At 41.0% G+C, this 19,627-nt stretch carries 21 protein-coding genes and 1 riboswitch; of the genes, 3 read left to right on the top strand and 18 right to left on the bottom strand.

The genetic code is table 11. The features are described from left to right. Positions 1–139 precede the first annotated feature (139 nt). Positions 140–418 carry a hypothetical protein gene (locus tag I2484_RS16235; RefSeq protein ID WP_207152095.1) on the top strand — a complete coding sequence of 93 codons (279 nt, stop codon included), beginning with the start codon at positions 140–142 and terminating at the stop codon, positions 416–418. A gap of 219 nt (positions 419–637) precedes the next feature. On the opposite strand, the gene I2484_RS16230 is transcribed toward I2484_RS16235, so the two are convergent. From I2484_RS16230 to I2484_RS16160, 15 genes are all read right to left on the bottom strand, one after another. Then, a complete protein-coding gene (locus I2484_RS16230; protein WP_207152094.1) occupies positions 638–892 on the bottom strand; it encodes a GlsB/YeaQ/YmgE family stress response membrane protein in 255 nt (84 codons plus the stop codon). A 132-nt stretch (positions 893–1,024) separates the two neighbouring features. Continuing rightward, positions 1,025–1,435 carry an NUDIX hydrolase gene (locus tag I2484_RS16225; protein ID WP_207152093.1) on the bottom strand — a complete coding sequence of 137 codons (411 nt, stop codon included), beginning with the start codon at positions 1,433–1,435 and terminating at the stop codon, positions 1,025–1,027. A gap of 49 nt (positions 1,436–1,484) precedes the next feature. Then, positions 1,485–1,850, bottom strand: a complete 366-nt coding sequence (locus I2484_RS16220; RefSeq protein WP_207152092.1) for a hypothetical protein — start codon at positions 1,848–1,850, stop codon at positions 1,485–1,487. A gap of 67 nt (positions 1,851–1,917) precedes the next feature. After that, complete coding sequence (locus tag I2484_RS16215) at positions 1,918–2,268, bottom strand: cell division protein FtsK (RefSeq protein ID WP_207152091.1); 351 nt, start codon at positions 2,266–2,268, stop codon at positions 1,918–1,920. Positions 2,269–2,446: 178 nt separating this feature from the next. Next, positions 2,447–3,844 carry a Na+/H+ antiporter NhaC gene (nhaC, locus tag I2484_RS16210; RefSeq protein WP_207152090.1) on the bottom strand — a complete coding sequence of 466 codons (1,398 nt, stop codon included), beginning with the start codon at positions 3,842–3,844 and terminating at the stop codon, positions 2,447–2,449. 529 nt (positions 3,845–4,373) lie between these two features. After that, complete coding sequence (locus I2484_RS16205; protein ID WP_207152089.1) at positions 4,374–5,108, bottom strand: thermonuclease family protein; 735 nt, start codon at positions 5,106–5,108, stop codon at positions 4,374–4,376. A gap of 27 nt (positions 5,109–5,135) precedes the next feature. Beyond that, positions 5,136–5,492: a fluoride efflux transporter CrcB gene (gene crcB / locus I2484_RS16200; RefSeq protein WP_207152088.1), complete on the bottom strand. Its 357-nt coding sequence runs from the start codon at positions 5,490–5,492 to the stop codon at positions 5,136–5,138. Continuing rightward, positions 5,489–5,866, bottom strand: coding sequence for a fluoride efflux transporter FluC (locus I2484_RS16195; RefSeq protein ID WP_207152087.1), 378 nt, complete (start codon positions 5,864–5,866; stop codon positions 5,489–5,491). The genes crcB and I2484_RS16195 overlap by 4 nt, the downstream gene beginning before the upstream one ends. Further along, positions 5,863–8,019: an ATP-dependent helicase gene (locus tag I2484_RS16190; RefSeq protein ID WP_207152086.1), complete on the bottom strand. Its 2,157-nt coding sequence runs from the start codon at positions 8,017–8,019 to the stop codon at positions 5,863–5,865. The genes I2484_RS16195 and I2484_RS16190 overlap by 4 nt, the downstream gene beginning before the upstream one ends. A 128-nt stretch (positions 8,020–8,147) precedes the next feature. Further along, on the bottom strand, positions 8,148–8,696 hold the full coding sequence (locus I2484_RS16185) for a GNAT family N-acetyltransferase (protein WP_207152085.1): 549 nt from the start codon (positions 8,694–8,696) through the stop codon (positions 8,148–8,150). Further along, on the bottom strand, positions 8,693–9,280 hold the full coding sequence (locus tag I2484_RS16180) for an AAA family ATPase (protein WP_207152084.1): 588 nt from the start codon (positions 9,278–9,280) through the stop codon (positions 8,693–8,695). The genes I2484_RS16185 and I2484_RS16180 overlap by 4 nt, the downstream gene beginning before the upstream one ends. Further along, entirely contained in the window at positions 9,277–9,804 is a 528-nt protein-coding gene (gene lepB, locus I2484_RS16175) for a signal peptidase I (RefSeq protein WP_207152083.1), read from the bottom strand. The genes I2484_RS16180 and lepB overlap by 4 nt, the downstream gene beginning before the upstream one ends. A gap of 438 nt (positions 9,805–10,242) precedes the next feature. After that, positions 10,243–12,243, bottom strand: coding sequence for a methyl-accepting chemotaxis protein (locus I2484_RS16170; protein ID WP_207152082.1), 2,001 nt, complete (start codon positions 12,241–12,243; stop codon positions 10,243–10,245). 177 nt (positions 12,244–12,420) lie between these two features. After that, complete coding sequence (locus tag I2484_RS16165; RefSeq protein WP_346014210.1) at positions 12,421–13,011, bottom strand: histidine phosphatase family protein; 591 nt, start codon at positions 13,009–13,011, stop codon at positions 12,421–12,423. A 187-nt stretch (positions 13,012–13,198) separates the two neighbouring features. Next, positions 13,199–13,987, bottom strand: coding sequence for an alpha/beta hydrolase (locus I2484_RS16160; RefSeq protein WP_207152081.1), 789 nt, complete (start codon positions 13,985–13,987; stop codon positions 13,199–13,201). 119 nt (positions 13,988–14,106) lie between these two features. On the opposite strand from I2484_RS16160, the gene I2484_RS16155 reads away from it, so the two are divergent. Then, the gene (locus I2484_RS16155) at positions 14,107–14,619 is read left to right on the top strand and encodes a gamma carbonic anhydrase (protein WP_207152080.1); all 513 of its coding nucleotides are present in this window, start codon (positions 14,107–14,109) and stop codon (positions 14,617–14,619) included. A 282-nt stretch (positions 14,620–14,901) separates the two neighbouring features. On the opposite strand, the gene metK is transcribed toward I2484_RS16155, so the two are convergent. Further along, positions 14,902–16,098: a methionine adenosyltransferase gene (gene metK, locus I2484_RS16150; RefSeq protein ID WP_207152079.1), complete on the bottom strand. Its 1,197-nt coding sequence runs from the start codon at positions 16,096–16,098 to the stop codon at positions 14,902–14,904. Positions 16,099–16,287: 189 nt separating this feature from the next. Continuing rightward, a riboswitch (SAM riboswitch) is annotated at positions 16,288–16,405 on the bottom strand. A 182-nt stretch (positions 16,406–16,587) separates the two neighbouring features. Here metK and pckA point away from each other — a divergent pair. Next, positions 16,588–18,174: a phosphoenolpyruvate carboxykinase (ATP) gene (pckA, locus tag I2484_RS16145; RefSeq protein ID WP_207152078.1), complete on the top strand. Its 1,587-nt coding sequence runs from the start codon at positions 16,588–16,590 to the stop codon at positions 18,172–18,174. 175 nt (positions 18,175–18,349) lie between these two features. On the opposite strand, the gene I2484_RS16140 is transcribed toward pckA, so the two are convergent. Continuing rightward, positions 18,350–19,141 (bottom strand): alpha/beta hydrolase family protein, encoded by a 792-nt coding sequence (locus I2484_RS16140; protein WP_207152077.1) that lies wholly within the window; start codon positions 19,139–19,141, stop codon positions 18,350–18,352. After that, complete coding sequence (locus I2484_RS16135) at positions 19,131–19,592, bottom strand: NUDIX hydrolase (protein ID WP_207152076.1); 462 nt, start codon at positions 19,590–19,592, stop codon at positions 19,131–19,133. The genes I2484_RS16140 and I2484_RS16135 overlap by 11 nt, the downstream gene beginning before the upstream one ends. Positions 19,593–19,627: the final 35 nt, after the last annotated feature.

The raw sequence follows: 19,627 nt of genomic DNA, 5'->3' as shown, positions 1-19,627 counted from the left end.
AACTGGGTCATAGGGAAGGCCTCTTTTCTAGGATTGGTTGTGGTGACTTAATTCTACCAAGAAAAGGTCTTCCTTTTTGCATTTATTCATTTACACAAGATATTTTACACTCTCCATTGGAATAAGGAATGCAAAAAAAATGAGTTTATATATTTACATTGCATCAATAGTTCTGATTAGTATCGCCGTGTATCTTGTTTTACCTGGGTTTACGGTTGCTGAGTCAGAAAAAAACATTCAAAAGGAATTATCTGAAGTTGTTACGCTGGAGTTGTTAAAAAATACCCCAATTTATACGGAAGAATTTGATGTCTTCACACCAAAATGGTTTTATACATATCGAGTAACAGAATCAAACGATATTGAATATATACTTATATTTAACCCGAAAACTGGAGAGTTTTTAAAAAGAAGTTAGCATAATTACTCGACTTGTTCTTTAAGCTAACGGAGTGCTTTAGTAAAATAATGATAGTAAATATGCGTCAAAAAACGCTCAGACTTTTTCTGAGCGTTTTTACTTGCCATTTATATTGTCAATTAGCTGTTGAAACATATGCTGATTAGCATGACATTTACATTGTTAATAGCGTTTTTAAATTTTCTAACTTTCCAATAATTTCCAATCTAGAAGGGATTAATATCTCCTACGCATGGATTTCATAGTAAAACTCACAACAATTACTATGATAAGTGCTCCGATAATGGCAGGTACAATGTAAAACTCAGCTAATTTTGGCCCCCAATTCCCCAGCAACCTACTTCCAATCCATGCACCAATGATACCAGCAATCACATTTCCTATGATTCCACCCGGCATATCTTTACCTGCGACTAATCCCGCAAACCAACCGATGATTCCGCCAATAATTAAATATAATAACAATCCCATGCATTACATCCCCTTTTAAGTTTTTTGTCTACTAAATAAATTCGCGTTTCGGGTTCTCCATTAACTAATACGTTTTGAAATCCTTGAATATACCTCTATCTACTCTATTTCCCTTCCACTGCCCTCCTCATTTCACACTTGAATTGTATAAGGGGAAGATGATTTAAGTAATCTTTCTACTCCGCCAGGATGATATGGCATTAACCCATTCGCTGTCGGCAAATCTACCCACTTTATTTCTAAGATTTCTTCTTCGTCTTGAATCGAGCATTCTCCGGATACGATTATTGCTTTAAATGTTAGAAATATTGCATGATGCCCTTTTGCATTAAAAAATGCTTCATTTACCGCCACGATACGTTCAACTTCGATCGTCAAACCTGTTTCTTCCTGGGCTTCACGAATAATTGCCAACTCTAACGTTTCTCCGTCTTCAACATCACCTCCGGGAAGAGACCAACCGCTACCATTGTTATTAACCATCAGTACTTTTTGCTCGTCTTCGTTATAAATAAGTGCATAGACAACATTTACTTTTTTCATTTCTGCCTTCACTCCCAAATGTCGATTAACTACAAGAGAATCCCCCAAACTACCCTTCATACATCCCTATATAGGGTATCTCCTTACCGTCTACTACTACAATATATGCGAGTGTATCCGTTTTATATATCTTTGTTCCAACAGGTAATTTGTTAGATGTACCACTTTTAAACTTCCATGCTTTGTCCGTCTTTTTTGTTATTTCTCCCACTTGCTCACCCACTATATAAGGTAATTCTTTTAGCCATTCCAGATCTTGGGCATTCGAGTAAACGATACTATCTAAGAAAAAGATATCCGCATCACTACTTCCAAGGAAATCTTTCGGCGTGGGATTTCCTTTATAAGCTTCTTGACAGCCTGATACTACCAATAGAAGTAAAGTTATAAAGAATACGAATCGACCGATTTTCATGGATATACATGCACCCCATATTCAAAAGTCTTTTACACATATTCATCAGTGTCTATTTATGCCACTATTAAACTATTAGCTGATGAGTCACTTGTCCAAGAAACATTAGGAATCCGATTAAAGACAAGATAAATCCAATATAAAATGGCCAGGGATTGTCTTCTTTCTTCTTATCAAAAGTCTTATAAGTCAATATGCAAAAAGCGAGTGAAATGACAGGTAGAAAACCGTAAACAGGCCCAAATACAAATGAAACCCCGCCCATAAACATAGCGACTAGTCCGAAGCCGTTTTGTTTTGGAATTCTGTCTAAATACGCTTTATCAGCCTCTGAAATACCTTCATCATCTTGTGAAAACCTCTTTATAAACTCCATATATTTTTTAGTAAGCCTATACCTATATACCCTAAAATACATAATAACCTCCTATATTCGTCACAAAATGGAACAACCCTACTACTTATACGTTGGTAAAGGTAAAACGGTTCCATAATCTACAAATAATAGAATTCCGACTACTCCCACAACAAAAGTTCCTTCAATTTTATTTCCAAACACGAAGGAGCACTCCCTCACAGGCGTGCTCCTCCGCATTTTATATTTTAACCTTGTCGTCAGTCAGATACGTTAATGTTTTGCCAGTAAACCCTAACAATACCGTTAAAATTGGTGACAACAGACAAAAGAATGCGAATGGCAAGTAATCGAGAGTTGCGACACCTAACATACCCGATATAAAAATACCGCAAACGCTCCATGGTACCAATGGATTCACGACCGTTCCTGCATCCTCCATCACCCGACTTAAGTTCTTGCCCGCAAGACCTACCTTTTCATATTGCGATTGAAAAGCTTGCCCTGTCAATAAAATCGATAAATATTGTTCGCCAATCAGCACATTTATACTGATTGCGGTTAATGCTGATGCAAAAATGACCGAGGATACTTTTTTCAACACACTTTCAATTTTCGCCAATAAACATTGCACAATTCCAAGTGTAAATAATAACCCACCCATACTAAGTGCCAACAATACCAATCCAATTGTAAACATCATGCTTTGCATTCCGCCACGCGTTAGCAGCGCATCAATATCCGCAATCCCTGTCGTTGAAACAAAGCCGTTAAACAAAATCTCAAACACTTCTACAGCGCTGAAACTCTGATGGAAATAGGAAACCGCAATTGCACTTGCAGAGCTTATCGCCAATGCCATAAGCGCAGGCACTTTCAGTATCGTCAAGGCAAACAGGATAACTAGCGGAATGACTGTATACCAGTGGATCATCCCTGTATCCAATAATCCATCTTGGAAATAGGCAATTTTATCAACATCAGTTAGCGTACCACTTGGTGACAGTAAGCCGAAGATAATCAGTGATAACACAAATGCGGGGATAGTCGTCCAAGCCATATTTCGAATATGTTCAAACAAATCGACTCCGACGATGGAAGATGCCAAATTCGTCGTATCTGACAGTGGCGACATTTTATCTCCAAAAAAGGCTCCGGAAACAATTGCTCCAGCAGCTATAGCCAGTGATAAATCGAGCATAGTCGCCATCCCTATAAATGCGACACCCACCGTTGCTACCGTAGTTAACGAACTACCGATTGAAATTCCAACAATTGCCGTAACCACAAAAACAATGGCAAAGAAAAAGGACGGTGTAATCAAATTAAACCCAGCATAGATCAACGTAGGAATCGTCCCACTCATGATCCAACTACTCACTAAAATACCGATGAAGAAAAATAGGAAAACGGCACTCATACCTGCTCCCGCTCCATCTACCAAGCCACCTTCTAGCTTGCGGTACGGAACTTTTTTGATAAGACCATAACAAATTAATAACAAGATAGAGAACAAAATAGGCAAATGCGGCACCGATCCAAATTGAAGAATACTAACGTTTATTATGGTTACTATTGCCACTACTAGCGCGGCCGCCTCTATAAAAGTAGGCGATACAACTTCCTTAATTCGAAACATGATGACTTCCTCCTCGATGGATATAGAATGCTGAATGCACCTGCTTAGTCGCGACAAGCGCTGGTAGACTAAGATTGACACATCCTGTGGCAACGTCGCACTAGTACGTCCTGTACGTCGAAGGCTTGCTGACAAAGGCGTTATTTGCCTTTATCAGCAAGCCTGGAACTAGACCTAGAAAAAATGGGTACAGAAAAAGCCCCTTCAATCCCTTGGAAAGGGACGAAGAAGCTCTCCGCGTTACCACCCTAATTGATGGACCAGTTCTGGCCTGGCCATCCACTTCATTAGTAGTTGAGAAAATCGGACGGCGTACTTCATACATATTGTTGCCTGAATTCACACCTACCATTCAGTCTCTTGCTGCTGCTCGCAATATGATTACTGGACCATCTCTCAAATATATTCAATTATAATGATTATCTTTTTCGCAAAAGTTATTGATTTGAATCTTATCACGTTCAGCGGGCATGTCAAGCAGTTTAATAAACACAGAAAACTAAGTATTTTCCACTTCTTCTTCCAGGCTTCAGCGCTCGCACGCAAAACCGTCTTTATTGCCGTCCATTTTTTCTGAGTAAGCAGGATGCCCTTTTTTTACGCCGTTTGGATATTTCTGACGCAGTTCCGTACAGTTTTTAAACGCTTCCTTAGCACCAGATACCGGTTGTGTTTCAGGTTTCTTTTCTACATACGTTTCGCTGTCAAATCCGCGATCAGTCGCATAATCTTCAAGCGTCCAGATGCCTATTCCCGCTTTTTTAGCCTTCTCTTCTGCTTTCTTATAAGCGTCTAGATGTCGCGTATTGGGAGGATAGACGTAACCCACGCGGGCAAGCCCTTCTTCCAACAGTTTTTCCTGAACACTCACACCATCAATATAAATATAAGCAAGCAATCTGTCATATTTATCTGTTTTCCCACCGACATCGAATTCGATTTCTAATTTACCGCTGTTCATCAACTCGCGATTGCGCTCTTTTGCTTTCTCACCAAATGGTTGCTTTCCGAGACGTGGATGATTCGTTTCTGGTGTATCAATTAATAAATACCGGACATTCTGTTCTTTACCTTCATACATAATTTTTATCGTATCGCCGTCAATCGTTTTCACAAGCTCAACCGGGATTAAACCCGAACGACTCGGCTCTGACTCTTGTGCCGGGAAAAACACATTGTAAACAATTACAGCGAGCAAGACGAGGCCGATACTTACCTTGCCAGCTGGGGGTTTCCACATTTCATTCTTTTTTTTCTTCGCCATATTTTCATTCCTTTTTTCGCTCAACATTTAAATTGCCGCTATATAATAACCGATTGCTGCAAGAATAATCCCACCACCATATGTTAACAGGAAATACAGTGAAGCATGCTTTTTTCCATCATTTCTCCAAAGTTCAATCAGCTCTTTATTCATCGTAGAAAATGTCGTCAAGGCTCCTGCAAGACCTGAAGCTACTAATAAAGTCCACATCCGTGGTATTTCCATCCCAAAAACGAAGCCTATCAGTAGCGCTCCAGCTAGATTGACGACTAATGTACCTCGGGGGAATTTACCTGGACGATTCATGGAAAATGAGATGAAATATCGAATAATAGCCCCGAAAAACCCACCTATGCCTATCATCAAAAAGTCGATCATGGTCATATGCGGACCTTCTTCCTGCCCAGTTGAAAGCCGAGTGACCCGGCAAAAATTCCACCTATGATACTGCATAGGACATATAATCCTGCGAGGATGAACTGATTATTTTCTACAAGTAAAACAGTTTCCACGCTCAATGCGGAAAACGTAGTGAATGAACCAAGAAAACCCGTTGTCACTATATCTTGCACATCTTTATGTGCAGATAGTGTTCGAAAAGCACCGGCAATGATGAAACATAATAAAAACGTTCCAATCACATTGATGGTAAGCGTCGATAGTGGAAATCCCGATACGTTCGGAACTGCATGTCCAATTAGCACCCGCATGATTGCCCCTGTTGCACCGGCCAAACCAATCCACAAGAGCTTCTTCAAAGGGTAACCTTTTCAAGTAGCCTTAGCGAAAGCACTGTTTCAAGATCCAGTCGCTTTTCCACTTTACCAAATTGGATATGAATTTCATCACCATCACGTTGGGTGATTTCACCATTTCCGAATACACGGTGCTTGACTGCAGTGCCAACTGTGAGCTCGTCACTGTCTTGGATACCATTAGGATTGAGTGCAATCGTGGCTTTCGTAATCTTCACTGGTTTCTGCTCTTTTTTCGCTTCACCCGGTTTCAAAAGAAGGCCTCGTACTTCATTCAGAAACCTTGAATCTTCTTTTGGCTTCCCTTCGTCCTGACCAAATGATAGTAATTCGAGTCGACTTTTCGCACGTGTCATACCGACGTAGAAGAGCCTTCGCGCTTCCTCCAACATTGCTACATCACTTTCATCTTCCTCTGATGGAATAACCCCTTTTAGCAAGTCAATCATGAACACACGCCGAAACTCAAGTCCTTTGGCACTGTGGAATGTTGATAACGTCACTGCATTTTCAGGTGCATTGAATTTCGCATTTTGCACCGCCTGTTCAAGTTCTTTCAACCGTGTAGCAAATTCCACCATCGTACGGAGTTGTGATGCAATTCCTTCAAGCGTATCTAGAATGCTAAGGAGACTCTCAAAACGAAATCCAAACTTTTCTGCCCTACTTTTAAGTGCCGCCTCATAACCAAAATCATTTCGGATCAGCTGAATCACTCGTTCCGGGCGCATTTCAGGAATCACAGCGTACCCCTTTTTATAGTCAGCTAACTTTTTAACTTGACTGTCTTTCATTTCAACAGTTTGAATAAATGCATCGAATACATTCCCCGTTGTTGCTGTATTTTCAAACTGCGTGAGCATATTTCGTGAAATAAAGGCATTCATTTTCATGATGATTTTCGCAAATATATCTTTCCGTTCCATATTAAAACTAAGACGCATGAAGTTCAAGATATCCTCAACTATCCAATGCGTGAAAAATTTGTCATCTGCATCCTTCATATAAAACGGAATCCCACGTCTGTGCAGTTCACTCACGAACATTGTTGACGATGAATTATTCCTAAACAAAATTGCAATCTCGTTCAAATTCTTCTCATTCAACAGTTCATATGTTACGTATTCCAATTGCTGTTTCGGACTATTAAGCTGTTTAATATAAATCGGCTCGACTTTGCCGTTTTCTGTATGCATGTCTTTTGGATAGCGCTTGTTGTTCCGTTTAATAAACTTCGAAGCCATTTCTACGATTTCTTTTGACGAACGGTAATTGCGTTCCATCATCAGTACTTGAGCATCTGGATAGACACTCTTGAAATCAAGAAGATAATCCGGCTCCGCCCCGCGCCACGTATAGATTGACTGGTCATCATCAGCCACCACACAAAGATTGCCGTGATGTGCCACAAGATGCTCTACAATTTTATGTTGAACAAGGGACGTGTCCTGGCTTTCGTCGGTCAGGAGATAGTCGTAGAGGTTTCGAAAGTGCTTACTAAGCTGTTCATCTTCCCGTAGCGCCTGTTCCGCAATCGTCAGCATATCATCGAAATCCAGAAGTAGGTGACCACTTGTACGGGCCTTATACTGTTCGTATTTCCTGGCAATGCGTCCTGCCTTGTCAACAGGCCCTTCTAGCTCTTCCCATTTCCCAAGTGGGATCATACGGTTTTTGATCCCACTGATGAATGTCGAAAGAGACGACAGTTCGTCATCGGTGCAATCCTCTTTCAATACCTCTTTATAAATTCCTTTCAATAAAAATGCCTTATTAATTGACTGTCGCCCTGTCCTACTTCCTTCAATTAGCTCATATGTTGTGCCAGTTTTCTCTAAATAGCCACGCGCAATCATAAATGCCAAACTATGGATTGTGGAAAAGTCAACGCGGGCACTATGTGGGAAAAACCTTGTGAAACGCTCTGTCATATCGCGCGCTGATGCCCGACTAAATGTAATTGCTTTAATACGCTTTGGATTAACATTCTTTTCTTCAATCAAATAGCCAATTCGCATAATCATTGTCGTTGTTTTCCCAGATCCCGGGCAGGCTAAAAGAAGAAGCGGACCCTCCGTTTGAAGGACTGCTTTCTTTTGTACTTCATTCAAATCTATATTCAGTTCGTTCTTTTTCCGTTCAAAAAAATCATTCATTTTACCGTGACTCCTTTTACTTACACTGTACTTAATTTACCATACGAACGCCTATTTGTAGAGGAATCGAACATCGTTCACAAAAAAAGCCTCCGCACAATAGTCTGTGCGGAGTACTCGTGATATTCTTAATCATTTAGATTCCACTCGGTGTGCAAAATAGAAAATATCAACGCATCGTGGGAATGCCCGTTTTGGAATAAATAACTTCGCAACTTGCCTTCTTCCACAAATCCATTTTTCTCTAACAGTCCGATAGATGCACTATTTGCAGGAAATGTGACTGCCCCCATACGGTGTAATCCAAGTTCATCAAATGAATAATCCAAAACTGCTTGTAATGCTTCAGACGTAATGCCACTTCTCCAAAAGTCTGGATGTATTTCAAATCCGACTTCGGCTTTTTTCATACCCAGCGCCAAGTTATTCAATCCAATTGTGCCTACAAACTGGTTCCCGTCTTTTATCGTAATCGCCCAACGCATTCCTTTTTTTGTTTCATAATTACTTTTGAAATGCTCAATAATTTTTACCGCTTGAGCCAACTCGTGCATTGGATCCATCCCATAATACTTAACCACTTCAGGGTTTGAAAAAATGGTAAATAGTGCAGGCGCATGGTCAGGTTCTACTTCAGTTAATCGAAGCCGTGGCGTAGTTAAAATTGGAAATATCATAGTAGCCTCTCTTTTACTTCATTTTCAATTACATCTGCCAAAGCTAATGGATTGCATTGTTCTAGATACTTTTCTTCCGCGGGAAAATACCGTTGTTCATACTTTAAAGCGATTTCTTCCGTATTCCCCATATAGATGTCCCTATCTGAGATACGTTTTAACCTTGTCTCTTTATCCAACTCCAGATAGATGACTGTATCAAAATACGGTCTTAATTCGGGACGTTGTAGAAAAACCCCTTCAATAATTACTGATTTCCCCACTGGGATTTCAATTTTCCGTAGTATATAACTGTCAGTTTCTCTGTTATATGCTTCGATTGTATCATTCACATCCAAACCACTTTTCAATGGTAGCAGTATTTTTTTTATTAAATAATCATACCGCCATTGTAAATGATAATAGCAATACCATTCTTCATAATTCTTGTTATAACGAACTTCTTTTTTGTGTACAAAATCATCTAGGTGCAAAATCACTGAGCCCTCTAGCTGTTGCTGCAATTTATTGGCATACATCGTTTTTCCCGATCCGCCAAGACCATCAATTCCAATAAGAGTGGAACACTTGGAGTGATTTTTCATTTTGGTATTCCCATTTCATGAAATGGATAGAACCTGAACTTCACTGAACCAATGACTGACTTTTCGTCGATGAAACCGATGATCCTACTATCTGTACTGTTTCTTCGGTTATCGCCGAGCACATATAAAAAGCCCTCTGGTACTTCCACTTTGAAGTCTTGTGTTAACTTCTGGCCTTCAAAAATTTCTGCTTTATTGTTCTGCACATAGTCCTCTTCATATTCCATGCCATTTATATAAAGCTTGTCGTTGTCCATGACGACGACATCTCCTGGAAGGCCAATTACCCGCTTAATAAAATTGTCCTCTGAATCAGGAGCATGGAAAACAATCATGTCAAAACGGTCAATCTTATACAATTTTGAGATAACGATTTTATTATCATTTTCAAAGGTTGGTTGCATCGATTGACCAGATACGACGACCGGTGTAAATAAAAATTGACGTATGACAATTGCAATGACGAATGCAATTGCTACTGATTGTATCCACGAAATGAGCTCACTTTTACCGCCTTCTTTCATACGATGCCTCCGTCCACTGTATACTTCATAGTATTTCCCTAATAACATTACTATGCACTATATTCTATTCATTCTTCTGAAGTCCTGCCCAATTTAAAAGATTTTTTCATAAGAATCACCTGTGGCCTAGATTCTATTCCCTGGAATAAAAGCGCAGGCGCCTGTTCAGCCCCGATAAGTAGGAGGGATCCAGCTCAATCCCTACAGGAACGAAGCGACTGAGGAAGGCAGTTTAGGATTTCGACATCTTGTCGTAATAAGGAGGGATGAAATTCAATCCCTCCCAACTGCATGACTTACGTCGTGTGGGCCAAGGGGCTAGGCAGTGAAGTCTAGACGTAAAATCTCTACGTTACAACTTATCCACAGTACGAGATTTTATAATTTTCTACGCTATAAAAAATACCGCCCTCCGTTTTAAATGGAAGGCGGTTTTTATTAAAATTTAAAATGGTTCATTGCAGTGTGCAGATTGTCACTTAACCCTGCCAATGTATCCGCAGCTTGTGCTACCTCACGGATTGCACGAAGCTGCTCGTCTGTTGATGCACTAATTTCTTCGCTTGCTGCGGCTGTTTCCTCTGCTGTCGCCGCCATTGTTTCAATTGTCTGCATGACCGCTTCTTTATGTTCGACAACTTTATTTACTTCCTCATAGACACTACTAATTGATTGTTCCAGCTTATTCATGAGTCCTGAAATATCTCCGAACGTAATTTGTGTAGCTTGAACTACTTTACCTTGTTGCTCGAACGTTTCCCCGGTTTCTCTCATTTGCACGGAAACTTGACGAGAGCCATTTTGAAGTTCTTGAACGGTTGCTTTTACTTTCTCTGTAGCTTGTGCCGATTGTTCAGCCAGTTTCCTCACTTCGTCAGCAACAACAGCAAAGCCTTTACCGTGTTCGCCAGCACGTGCAGCCTCAATGCTCGCATTGAGCGCCAACAAGTTCGTCTGCGTGGAAATTTGAGTTATCGTTTCCATGACAATTCCGATTGCCCCAACTTTGGCCTCCAGATCTCCAACGACATCCGCCATCGATTGCAGGTTTGTCTTCCAGCCATCGAACGATGATTGAAGCTGATTGACCTGGTTGAGACCACTTTTATTGACCTCTTCAGCCTCTATCGCAATGCCTGTCATAATGCTCGCTTTTTCTTGAATCCCTGTAAGTTGTTCGCTTAAATAATCAACTGTTTGCGTCACATCTTCTGTATCATGTGCGGATTTCGTTGCACCTGATGCGATGTCATCGATGGCGCCCGCCATCTGCTCACTAACGGCATTCGTCTCCTCCGCGGATGCACTCAAGCTTTCTGCCGCAAGACGAACTTCATCGATAGAACCGTTAACCAGTGTGATAACGTCACGAACTTTTGAAGTCATCGCATTAAAATTGTTGGCAAGTTGACCAAATTCGTCCTTCGATTTTACATCCGCATATGCATTAAGGTTTCCTTCTGCCACCTTATCCATCGCTACACGAATCTCACTCAGGGGACTAACGATTCTTGCAATCAAGAACCACAGAATAACAATCATCACTATTCCTGCCAGTATGAAAGTTATGATGATTAAGTTCCTAGTTTGACTAACTGAACCATCAATTGCATCTTGATTGAACGCGGCACCAACTGTCCAACCGAAATGCGGGACTTCCGTAAATACGCCGACCATTTTATTCTTATCTTCATTGTATTCTCCGATTCCCTTCGTTTTTTCATCATTAAATAATGCCGTTAAATAAGACAAATCCGCTAATTCTTCTTTGTCTGTTAATAAATGAGGATGAACGATAGCCCCATCACTACTGTCAAATAAGAATGGATAACCTTCAAATCCGAAATCACTTTTGGATACACTGTCTGTAATATTCCCTAAACTAATATCTACCCCAATAACACCAACAAGTGAATTGTTTCGTTTCATCGCTTTAGATGCTGTAATAACATATCCGCCTGACGCTGCATCTACATATGGATCCGACCAAACGACTTTGTCCGGTTGGTCACTTGCTGCCGTATACCATACGCGGCTAGTCGGATCAAACCCATCAATAACGAGATGCGGAACAAATTTAGTATATTTGTTTTCGAATCCAAAATACATTAAATCCGTATCCGTCAATTGTCCCATATAATCAGCAAAAGCCTTTTCAATGCCCCGGCCTAATTCGACATCATTCCCGTTGCCATACTGCGTCTCTATAAAAGATGTGACTGCCGGATTTTCGGTAAGCAAATATAACGTTTTTTCATATTGCAGCATATTGTTTTCAATCGATCGACTCATTTCCTGTACAGCAACTTCACTTTGATTTATGAGGACATTTTCCGTTTGCTTTTGCATTTGAAGATTAACAAACAAGTTCACTACTGTAAGGATAATGATAAATAATGCTATTACACTCACAATGATTTTTGCTTTAATCGACTTCATTACACTTACCCCCTTCTACTTCGGTTCGACATACTCCATCACGAAACTCTGACTTATCAGTCTTCATTTTTAATTATAGTCTAATAGTCACTAGAATGAAAGAATGTTTTAAATTATTCATTACATTTAAACTTATCAAATATATGCAAAATAAAAAAACGCCATTCTCTGGCGTTTTCATCTGTTTGGGAAATGTTTCGTACAATTAAACAGCTCGCATAGGTTTCTTTCATCCTGCAATTTAATAATTGTGAGTGATGTATTTTCCAGGTCTACAGCTAAATCCTTGTAAGGAACAAGCTCTTTTATCAATCGACCAATAAAACCACCATGACTGACCACTAAGATTCGTTTATTTGGATGCAATTCTATCATTTCCTCTATGAATTCAAGTCCACGTGAAATAATTTCCTCATGCGGTTCGAAACCGAGTTCAAGCTTCCTCCACGAATGCCCCCATTTTTGTACACGCTCCGATAGCGTCAATCCCTCAACCAAGCCGCCCCCTGATTCCCGCAGGCGATTGTCCGATAAAAGACGGATATCAGGCATACTGTCCGCGATGATTTCAGCTGTTTTTGCGGCACGAACTAATGGACTTGTGTAAATGACATCCCATTGCTCGCCGGAAAGCCTTTGAGCTACACGGTGTGCCATTTCAATTCCTTCTTCATTTAATGGGATATCTGTATTTCCTTGCGCTCTTCCCTCTTTATTCCACGTGGTAACGCCGTGTCTTACAAATCCAATTGTCGTAATCGTAAACACCTCTCACTTTATGTTTATTTAGTAACACGCGTTGATGAACCAAAAGTAACCAGAAAACAACTTAATCAAACACTAGGATCCCGTGTACAGTTGTTTGGAATGAAGACTTTTGCGCCTACCTTACCGGTACTTTATGCAAGAAAATGGTTAATCAATAGACGAGATTCATTAACCACTTTCAAGCATCTCATACGACATATCCGAGCGATCTTAGTACGTTATTCATAAATGATTCCGTATACAAGTAAACTTCCTCGCGCTCAGGTTCCTGATAAATGTCATGGTACAGTCGTTTCCATTGTTTATATTGAAACTCAGAAAGCTCCTGTCGGATAAACCATTTCTTAGCAAGCACTATATCTGTGATTTTATCATCTTCTGCAATATGCATAAGCACCGGTATATTGTGAATACTTCTTTCATTCTGAGTAACCAATTTCATGAATGACTGTAACTCTCTATACCAGGATACGGTGCTTTCATCGTTATAAAAGTCGTCTTGCTTAGCTTCTTCATATAAATCACTATTGCGTGTTAACATCTCAATGGCAATTTCATGATTCAATTTCATTGATGACGAGAATTTGGTCAATACGTTCGAAAATTTAGGCGGTTGATGGCGTAGCGCTAACCATGGGGAGCTGAAAATAGCCCCGGCGCATTCAATTTTCTTTCGCTGTAAAAGACGCATCACGAAGGTAGCACCTATCCCATGTCCAATAATAAACAATGGTAAATTATCATCGAGACCGACCGCTATTAATTTCTCCACAAATTTAGCGTATGCGTCAAATTGTGCATCGTGGATTTTCCCGACGCCTTCCGCCCCATGTCCTGGTAAATCACCAGTCACAACGTGAAAACCGCTGTTACGGAGTTTCTGAATAAGCCATGCATTTCTACTATGATGTTCGTACACATTATGGACGATGGCCACGACAGCTTTTGGTGGCCCTTCCGCTTCCCATTTCCACATGGTCATCTTCCCCTTATCTATCTGGTTCTTTTATCTATACATTCCCCTATTTATCTATAATAAAAACCTAATCTTTGTTACGATAATTATACACTACCTAAAGAAAAGAGGAGAGCATCATGATTTATCCTTATAAAGGAAAAACACCTGTAATTGATCCGTCCGTTTTCATTGGAGATTTCACGACGATTTCAGGAGATGTGACAATCGGTCCCGAATCGACAATTTGGTTCAATACAGTAATTCGCGGAGACGTATCAGCGACAATCATCGGGCGTAAAGTAAACATTCAAGACTTGTGTTGCCTTCATCAGAGCCCACAGTTCCCGCTTATCCTTGAAGATGAGGTGACAATCGGACACCAAGTAACGTTACATAGTTGCACGGTGAAAAAAGGGGCACTTATCGGCATGGGCTCTATTATTTTGGACGGTGCTGAAATTGGCGAAGGGGCATTCATTGGCGCGGGCAGTCTCGTACCGCCTGGTAAAAAGATTCCTCCGAATATGCTAGCACTCGGGTCCCCAGCTAAAGTTGTTCGTGAGCTAAATGACGACGATCGCGCGGATATGGAACGGATTGTTCAGGAGTATGCCGAAAAAGGGCAGTATTATAAGAGTTTGCAACACTAATGAAAGAGCTGCCCTTAAAGGCAGCTCTTATTTTTTCACGTATAAAAAGATCACTAAACCTATTAGCACGAAAAATACAACAACCCCAACCAGTAGCAACATGCCTATTAAACTTAAGGACCCCATACTTTCTCCTCCTCAATCGTGTTTACTTTATAACAATTGTAACAGTTGATTATTGCTCGTGTAATGAGAGTGTGTACACTACGCTAAAGCAAACATCCTCAAACAGAAAAAACGCCGGAAGACAGAGAGACCCTGGCATCCGGCGTTTATACTAAATTATTTCCCTGCTAACTCTTTCAATGCGGCAGCTTTATCCGTTTGTTCCCACGGCAGATCAATGTCTGTACGGCCAAAGTGACCGTATGCTGCTGTTTGTTTGTAAATCGGGCGGCGCAGATCGAGCATTTTGATGATGCCTGCTGGACGAAGGTCAAACAGCCCACGCGTAAGCTCAACAAGTTTACTTTCCGCTACAGTGCCTGTCCCAAATGTATCGATCGAAATCGATACGGGTTGAGCTACACCGATTGCATAAGCAAGTTGGACTTCACAACGGTCTGCAAGTCCTGCAGCGACAATGTTCTTCGCAACATAACGAGCCGCATATGAAGCTGAACGGTCCACTTTCGTCGCATCTTTCCCAGAAAAAGCACCGCCGCCATGACGCGCATAACCACCATACGTGTCGACGATGATTTTACGGCCAGTAAGACCTGCATCTCCTTGAGGTCCGCCTATTACGAAACGGCCAGTCGGGTTGATGAAGTACTTCGTATCTTCATCAATTAAATCAGTTGGTACAACCGGGTTAATGACGAATTCTTTAATATCGCGCTGTATTTGCTCAAGTGTTATTTCAGGATGATGTTGCGCTGAAATAACAATTGTATCGATTCGTACAGGTTTATTGTTTTCATCATATTCAACAGTCACTTGTGTTTTTCCATCAGGGCGTAAATACGTAAGCGTTTCATCTTTGCGTACTTGTGCAAGTCGGAATGATAATTTATGGGCTAAGCTAATTGGTAACGGCATCAGTTCCGGTGTTTCATTACAAGCGTAACCGAACATCAAACCTTGGTCACCAGCTCCAATTGCTTCAAGTTCATCATCTGTCATCGAACCTTCACGCGCTTCAAGTGCCTGGTCAACGCCTGCAGCGATGTCTGCTGATTGCTCATCTATTGCAGTCAAAACTGCAGATGTTTCCCAATCAAAACCGTATTTCGCACGTACATAACCAATTTCTTTAACAGTTTCACGCACAACTTTCGGAATATCGACATATGTTGTCGTCGAAATTTCCCCTGCAACAAGGACAAGTCCTGTTGTAATTGTCGTTTCACATGCAACACGTGCGTTCGGATCTTCTGCCAGTATAGCATCTAGAATAGCATCCGAAATTTGGTCACACATTTTGTCCGGGTGCCCTTCAGTTACCGATTCTGAAGTAAATAGTCGGCGGTTTGTCATTTTATTTCCTCCTTATATCCTACGAGATTGATACGGTACTCATATGTCCCATGTAGAGTCTTTTCTATAGGAAGAGACTACAAGCCATTGCGAGCTCTATACACGAGGATTAAGGGCGATATCATATAAAAAGCCCTTCGCTCACGTAATAATACATGAGGAAAGGCATGATTTCATAAGCACCTTTCACTCTTATCATACAAGGACAGTGCCTTGCTACAGGTTTGGCACCTTCGCGCAGACAAAATGTCCTTGCAGGTTGCCGGGTTTCATAGGGCCTGACCCCTCCACCAGCTCGGGATAAGAGTATCCGTTCAACTATATATGGTACGAAAAATCTTGTTGCATGTCAATTCTTTTTACCCATTTTGCGTATAAATACTTGAGGTTTGAATTAGTATAGTTTATTATTCTTAATGTGTTATACTAATTCAATAATGTGATGACACCCAATTGATTGGGACTATATGTAAAGGACGGTACATACTTATGATATCTGCGAAAATTAGTGATGACCTCAACAAACTTCTTTCTGGTCAGAATGTAAACATTCAACTTTCAGTTCCACAACTTGTTGAAAAAGCGATTTCACGTGGTGAAGCTCAATTGACATCAGACGGAGCGGTTACAGCTCAGACAGGAAAATATACAGGTCGTTCACCTAAGGACAAATATATTGTTGAGGAAGCGTCCTCCAAAGACAAAATCGATTGGGGCAACGTCAATCGTCCAATCTCTTCTGAAATTTTCGATTCATTATATAATAAAGTAATTATTCATTTGACAGCAAAAGACGAACTGTTCGTCTTCAAAGGTTTTGCTGGCGCAGATCCAGCTTCACGTCTATCTATCCAAGTTGTGAATGAATTTGCATGGCATAACCTGTTTGTTCACAACTTGTTCATCCGCCCAACTGAAGAAGAGCTAGTAAAACATGAATCACAATTCACAATTGTCTCAGCTCCTTCATTTAAAGCGGATCCTGCAGTCGATGGTACGAACTCAGAGACATTCATTATCATATCAATGGAAAAACGTATTGTTCTTATCGGTGGAACTGAATACGCTGGCGAAATGAAAAAGTCAATCTTCTCAATCATGAACTATTTGCTTCCTGAAAATGGAATTATGCCAATGCACTGTTCAGCAAACGTTGGGGAAGACGGAGATGTTGCACTATTCTTCGGTCTTTCTGGAACAGGTAAAACAACACTTTCTGCAGATGCAAACCGCAAATTGATCGGCGATGACGAGCACGGCTGGTCTGACTCTGGCGTTTTCAATATCGAAGGCGGTTGCTACGCAAAATGTATTAATTTATCACAAGAAAAAGAACCTGAAATTTTCGGAGCAATTCGTTTTGGTTCCGTTTTAGAAAACGTTGTCGTAGACCCGGAAACACGAATTCCAGATTACGATGATGGTTCATTGACTGAAAACACACGTGCAGCTTATCCTATCCAAGCAATTGATAACATCGTTGACCCTTCTGTTGCTGGTCATCCGAAAACGATTGTATTCTTAACGGCAGATGCGTTCGGCGTGCTACCTCCAATCTCGAAGTTAACAAAAGAGCAAGCAATGTATCACTTCCTAAGCGGGTTCACTTCGAAACTTGCCGGAACTGAGCGTGGCATCACATCACCTGAAGCAACGTTCTCAACATGCTTTGGATCACCTTTCCTTCCACTTCCAGCGACAGTATATGCTGAAATGCTTGGGAAGAAAATTGATGAACATGATGCACAAGTTTTCCTTGTTAACACAGGCTGGACTGGCGGCGTCTACGGCGTCGGTAAACGTATGGACCTTAAATACACGCGCACTATGGTACAGGCAGCTCTTGCTGGGGAGCTGAACAACGTTGAAACAGAAACTAACGGCGTATTCGGCCTTGAAATGCCAACATTCATTAAAGGTGTGCCAACAGAAGTGTTGAACCCGCGTAATGCATGGGCAGACGGCAAAGCTTACGATGTAAAAGCAAATGAATTGGCAAACATGTTCCGTACAAACTTTAAGAAATTCGGTATGGTCTCTGAAGAGATTACGCTTAAGGGCGGACCGATTGCATAATAAATAATTCAAACAGTGTAGCACATTAAATGTGCTACACTGTTTTTTTGTATCTTGGATTTGTAATTGTAACACCGGAGTTTTAACTGCAACTTTTCTCTTCTACTTTCAAATTTGGAATTTTAACTGCAAATCCGTACTGCTAATTGCAACTTCACTATTATTCAAAAATCACTCATTTCCCCTGTCTCCTCATCCAACTACATAAATCGCGCACAAGCTGTGCATTCATGACGGGGGGTATGAAGTGCGTATACGCTGGGAAATACCATGTCTCGTACACTTTCTTATGTTCACGCAGCGCGTTTTCCAGCAATACCGCCTGTTGAAATGACACGTTCTCGTCGATCATGCCATGAATGATGAGTACGGGTGCATCGATTTCATCTACACGAAACAACGCCGTGCGGTTTCTATATTCATCTGGCATATTATTCGGTGTGCCGCCGATAACTCTCTTCATCATCCGCCGCATATCTTTTCGTTCTTTGTATGTAAATACGATATCGGATACACCGGACCATGTAACCACCGATGTAATATCTTCACGTAAAATCGCCGTCCAAAGAGCCATTATACCGCCACGTGAAAACGCAAACAAGTGAATTTTCTCCACATTTGTCTTCGGATTTTGCTTCAATACATCAACAGCATTCACCGCATCCTGGCGATCGGCACCAGCAAACTCATCCCGTCCCTCGCCTCCACGATTCCCACGATAATAAGGAGCGAAGACAACAAACCCTTGCGAAGCGAATTGTGCAATTCGAGCAGGGCGAACCATACCGATATGCTGCATGCCACCTCTCAAGTAGATGATGCCCTCATAGTTCCCTTCTGTAATTGGTTCTGCCATGAGTCCTTTTACTTTTAACCCATCTGACAAATATGTAATTTCTTCAAGTGAAACATGCGGGTTTGGAGAAGGATAAGGCCTCCGATGAATAATTGCACCATCATGACTCATGTTCCTCCACCCACTTTCTTAATGTTTCCATTCCTGTATCTTTCATAAGGAAACTCAATTCTTCACACTGATTAAGTTCTTCATTAGTCATCCACATAGCTCCTTCCGTTTCATGAAGGGTTGGATTTTCATCGATTTTCGCAACTTTCCCTGTGAAAACAGCTTTACAAAATGTACTAGTGCTTCGAACGACATACTCTGCAAATTTCACCAGATCTGTAATCGTCACACCTGTTTCTTCTATCGTTTCGCGAATAATCGCTACCTCGATTGTTTCTCCATTCTCTGCTTTACCGCCTGGAAATTCAACGCCTCGAACTGAATGTCGAGTAAGTAGCCATTTACCATTATGTTTAAGAATAACAAGGACATGCCGAGCTGGCATTCCAAATTGATTTTCTCCGAAAGTCAGCTCAACACGACCACCATTTACATCATCGAAAATAAGCATTGCATTCACGTCCTTTCAACCAGTGTAGCGAAGGA

Source organism: Sporosarcina sp. E16_8, assembly GCF_017347095.1.
Taxonomy (GTDB): domain Bacteria; phylum Bacillota; class Bacilli; order Bacillales_A; family Planococcaceae; genus Sporosarcina.
The sequence above is the reverse complement of the archived record's forward strand: the minus strand, read 5'-3'. Positions and strand labels throughout refer to the sequence as shown.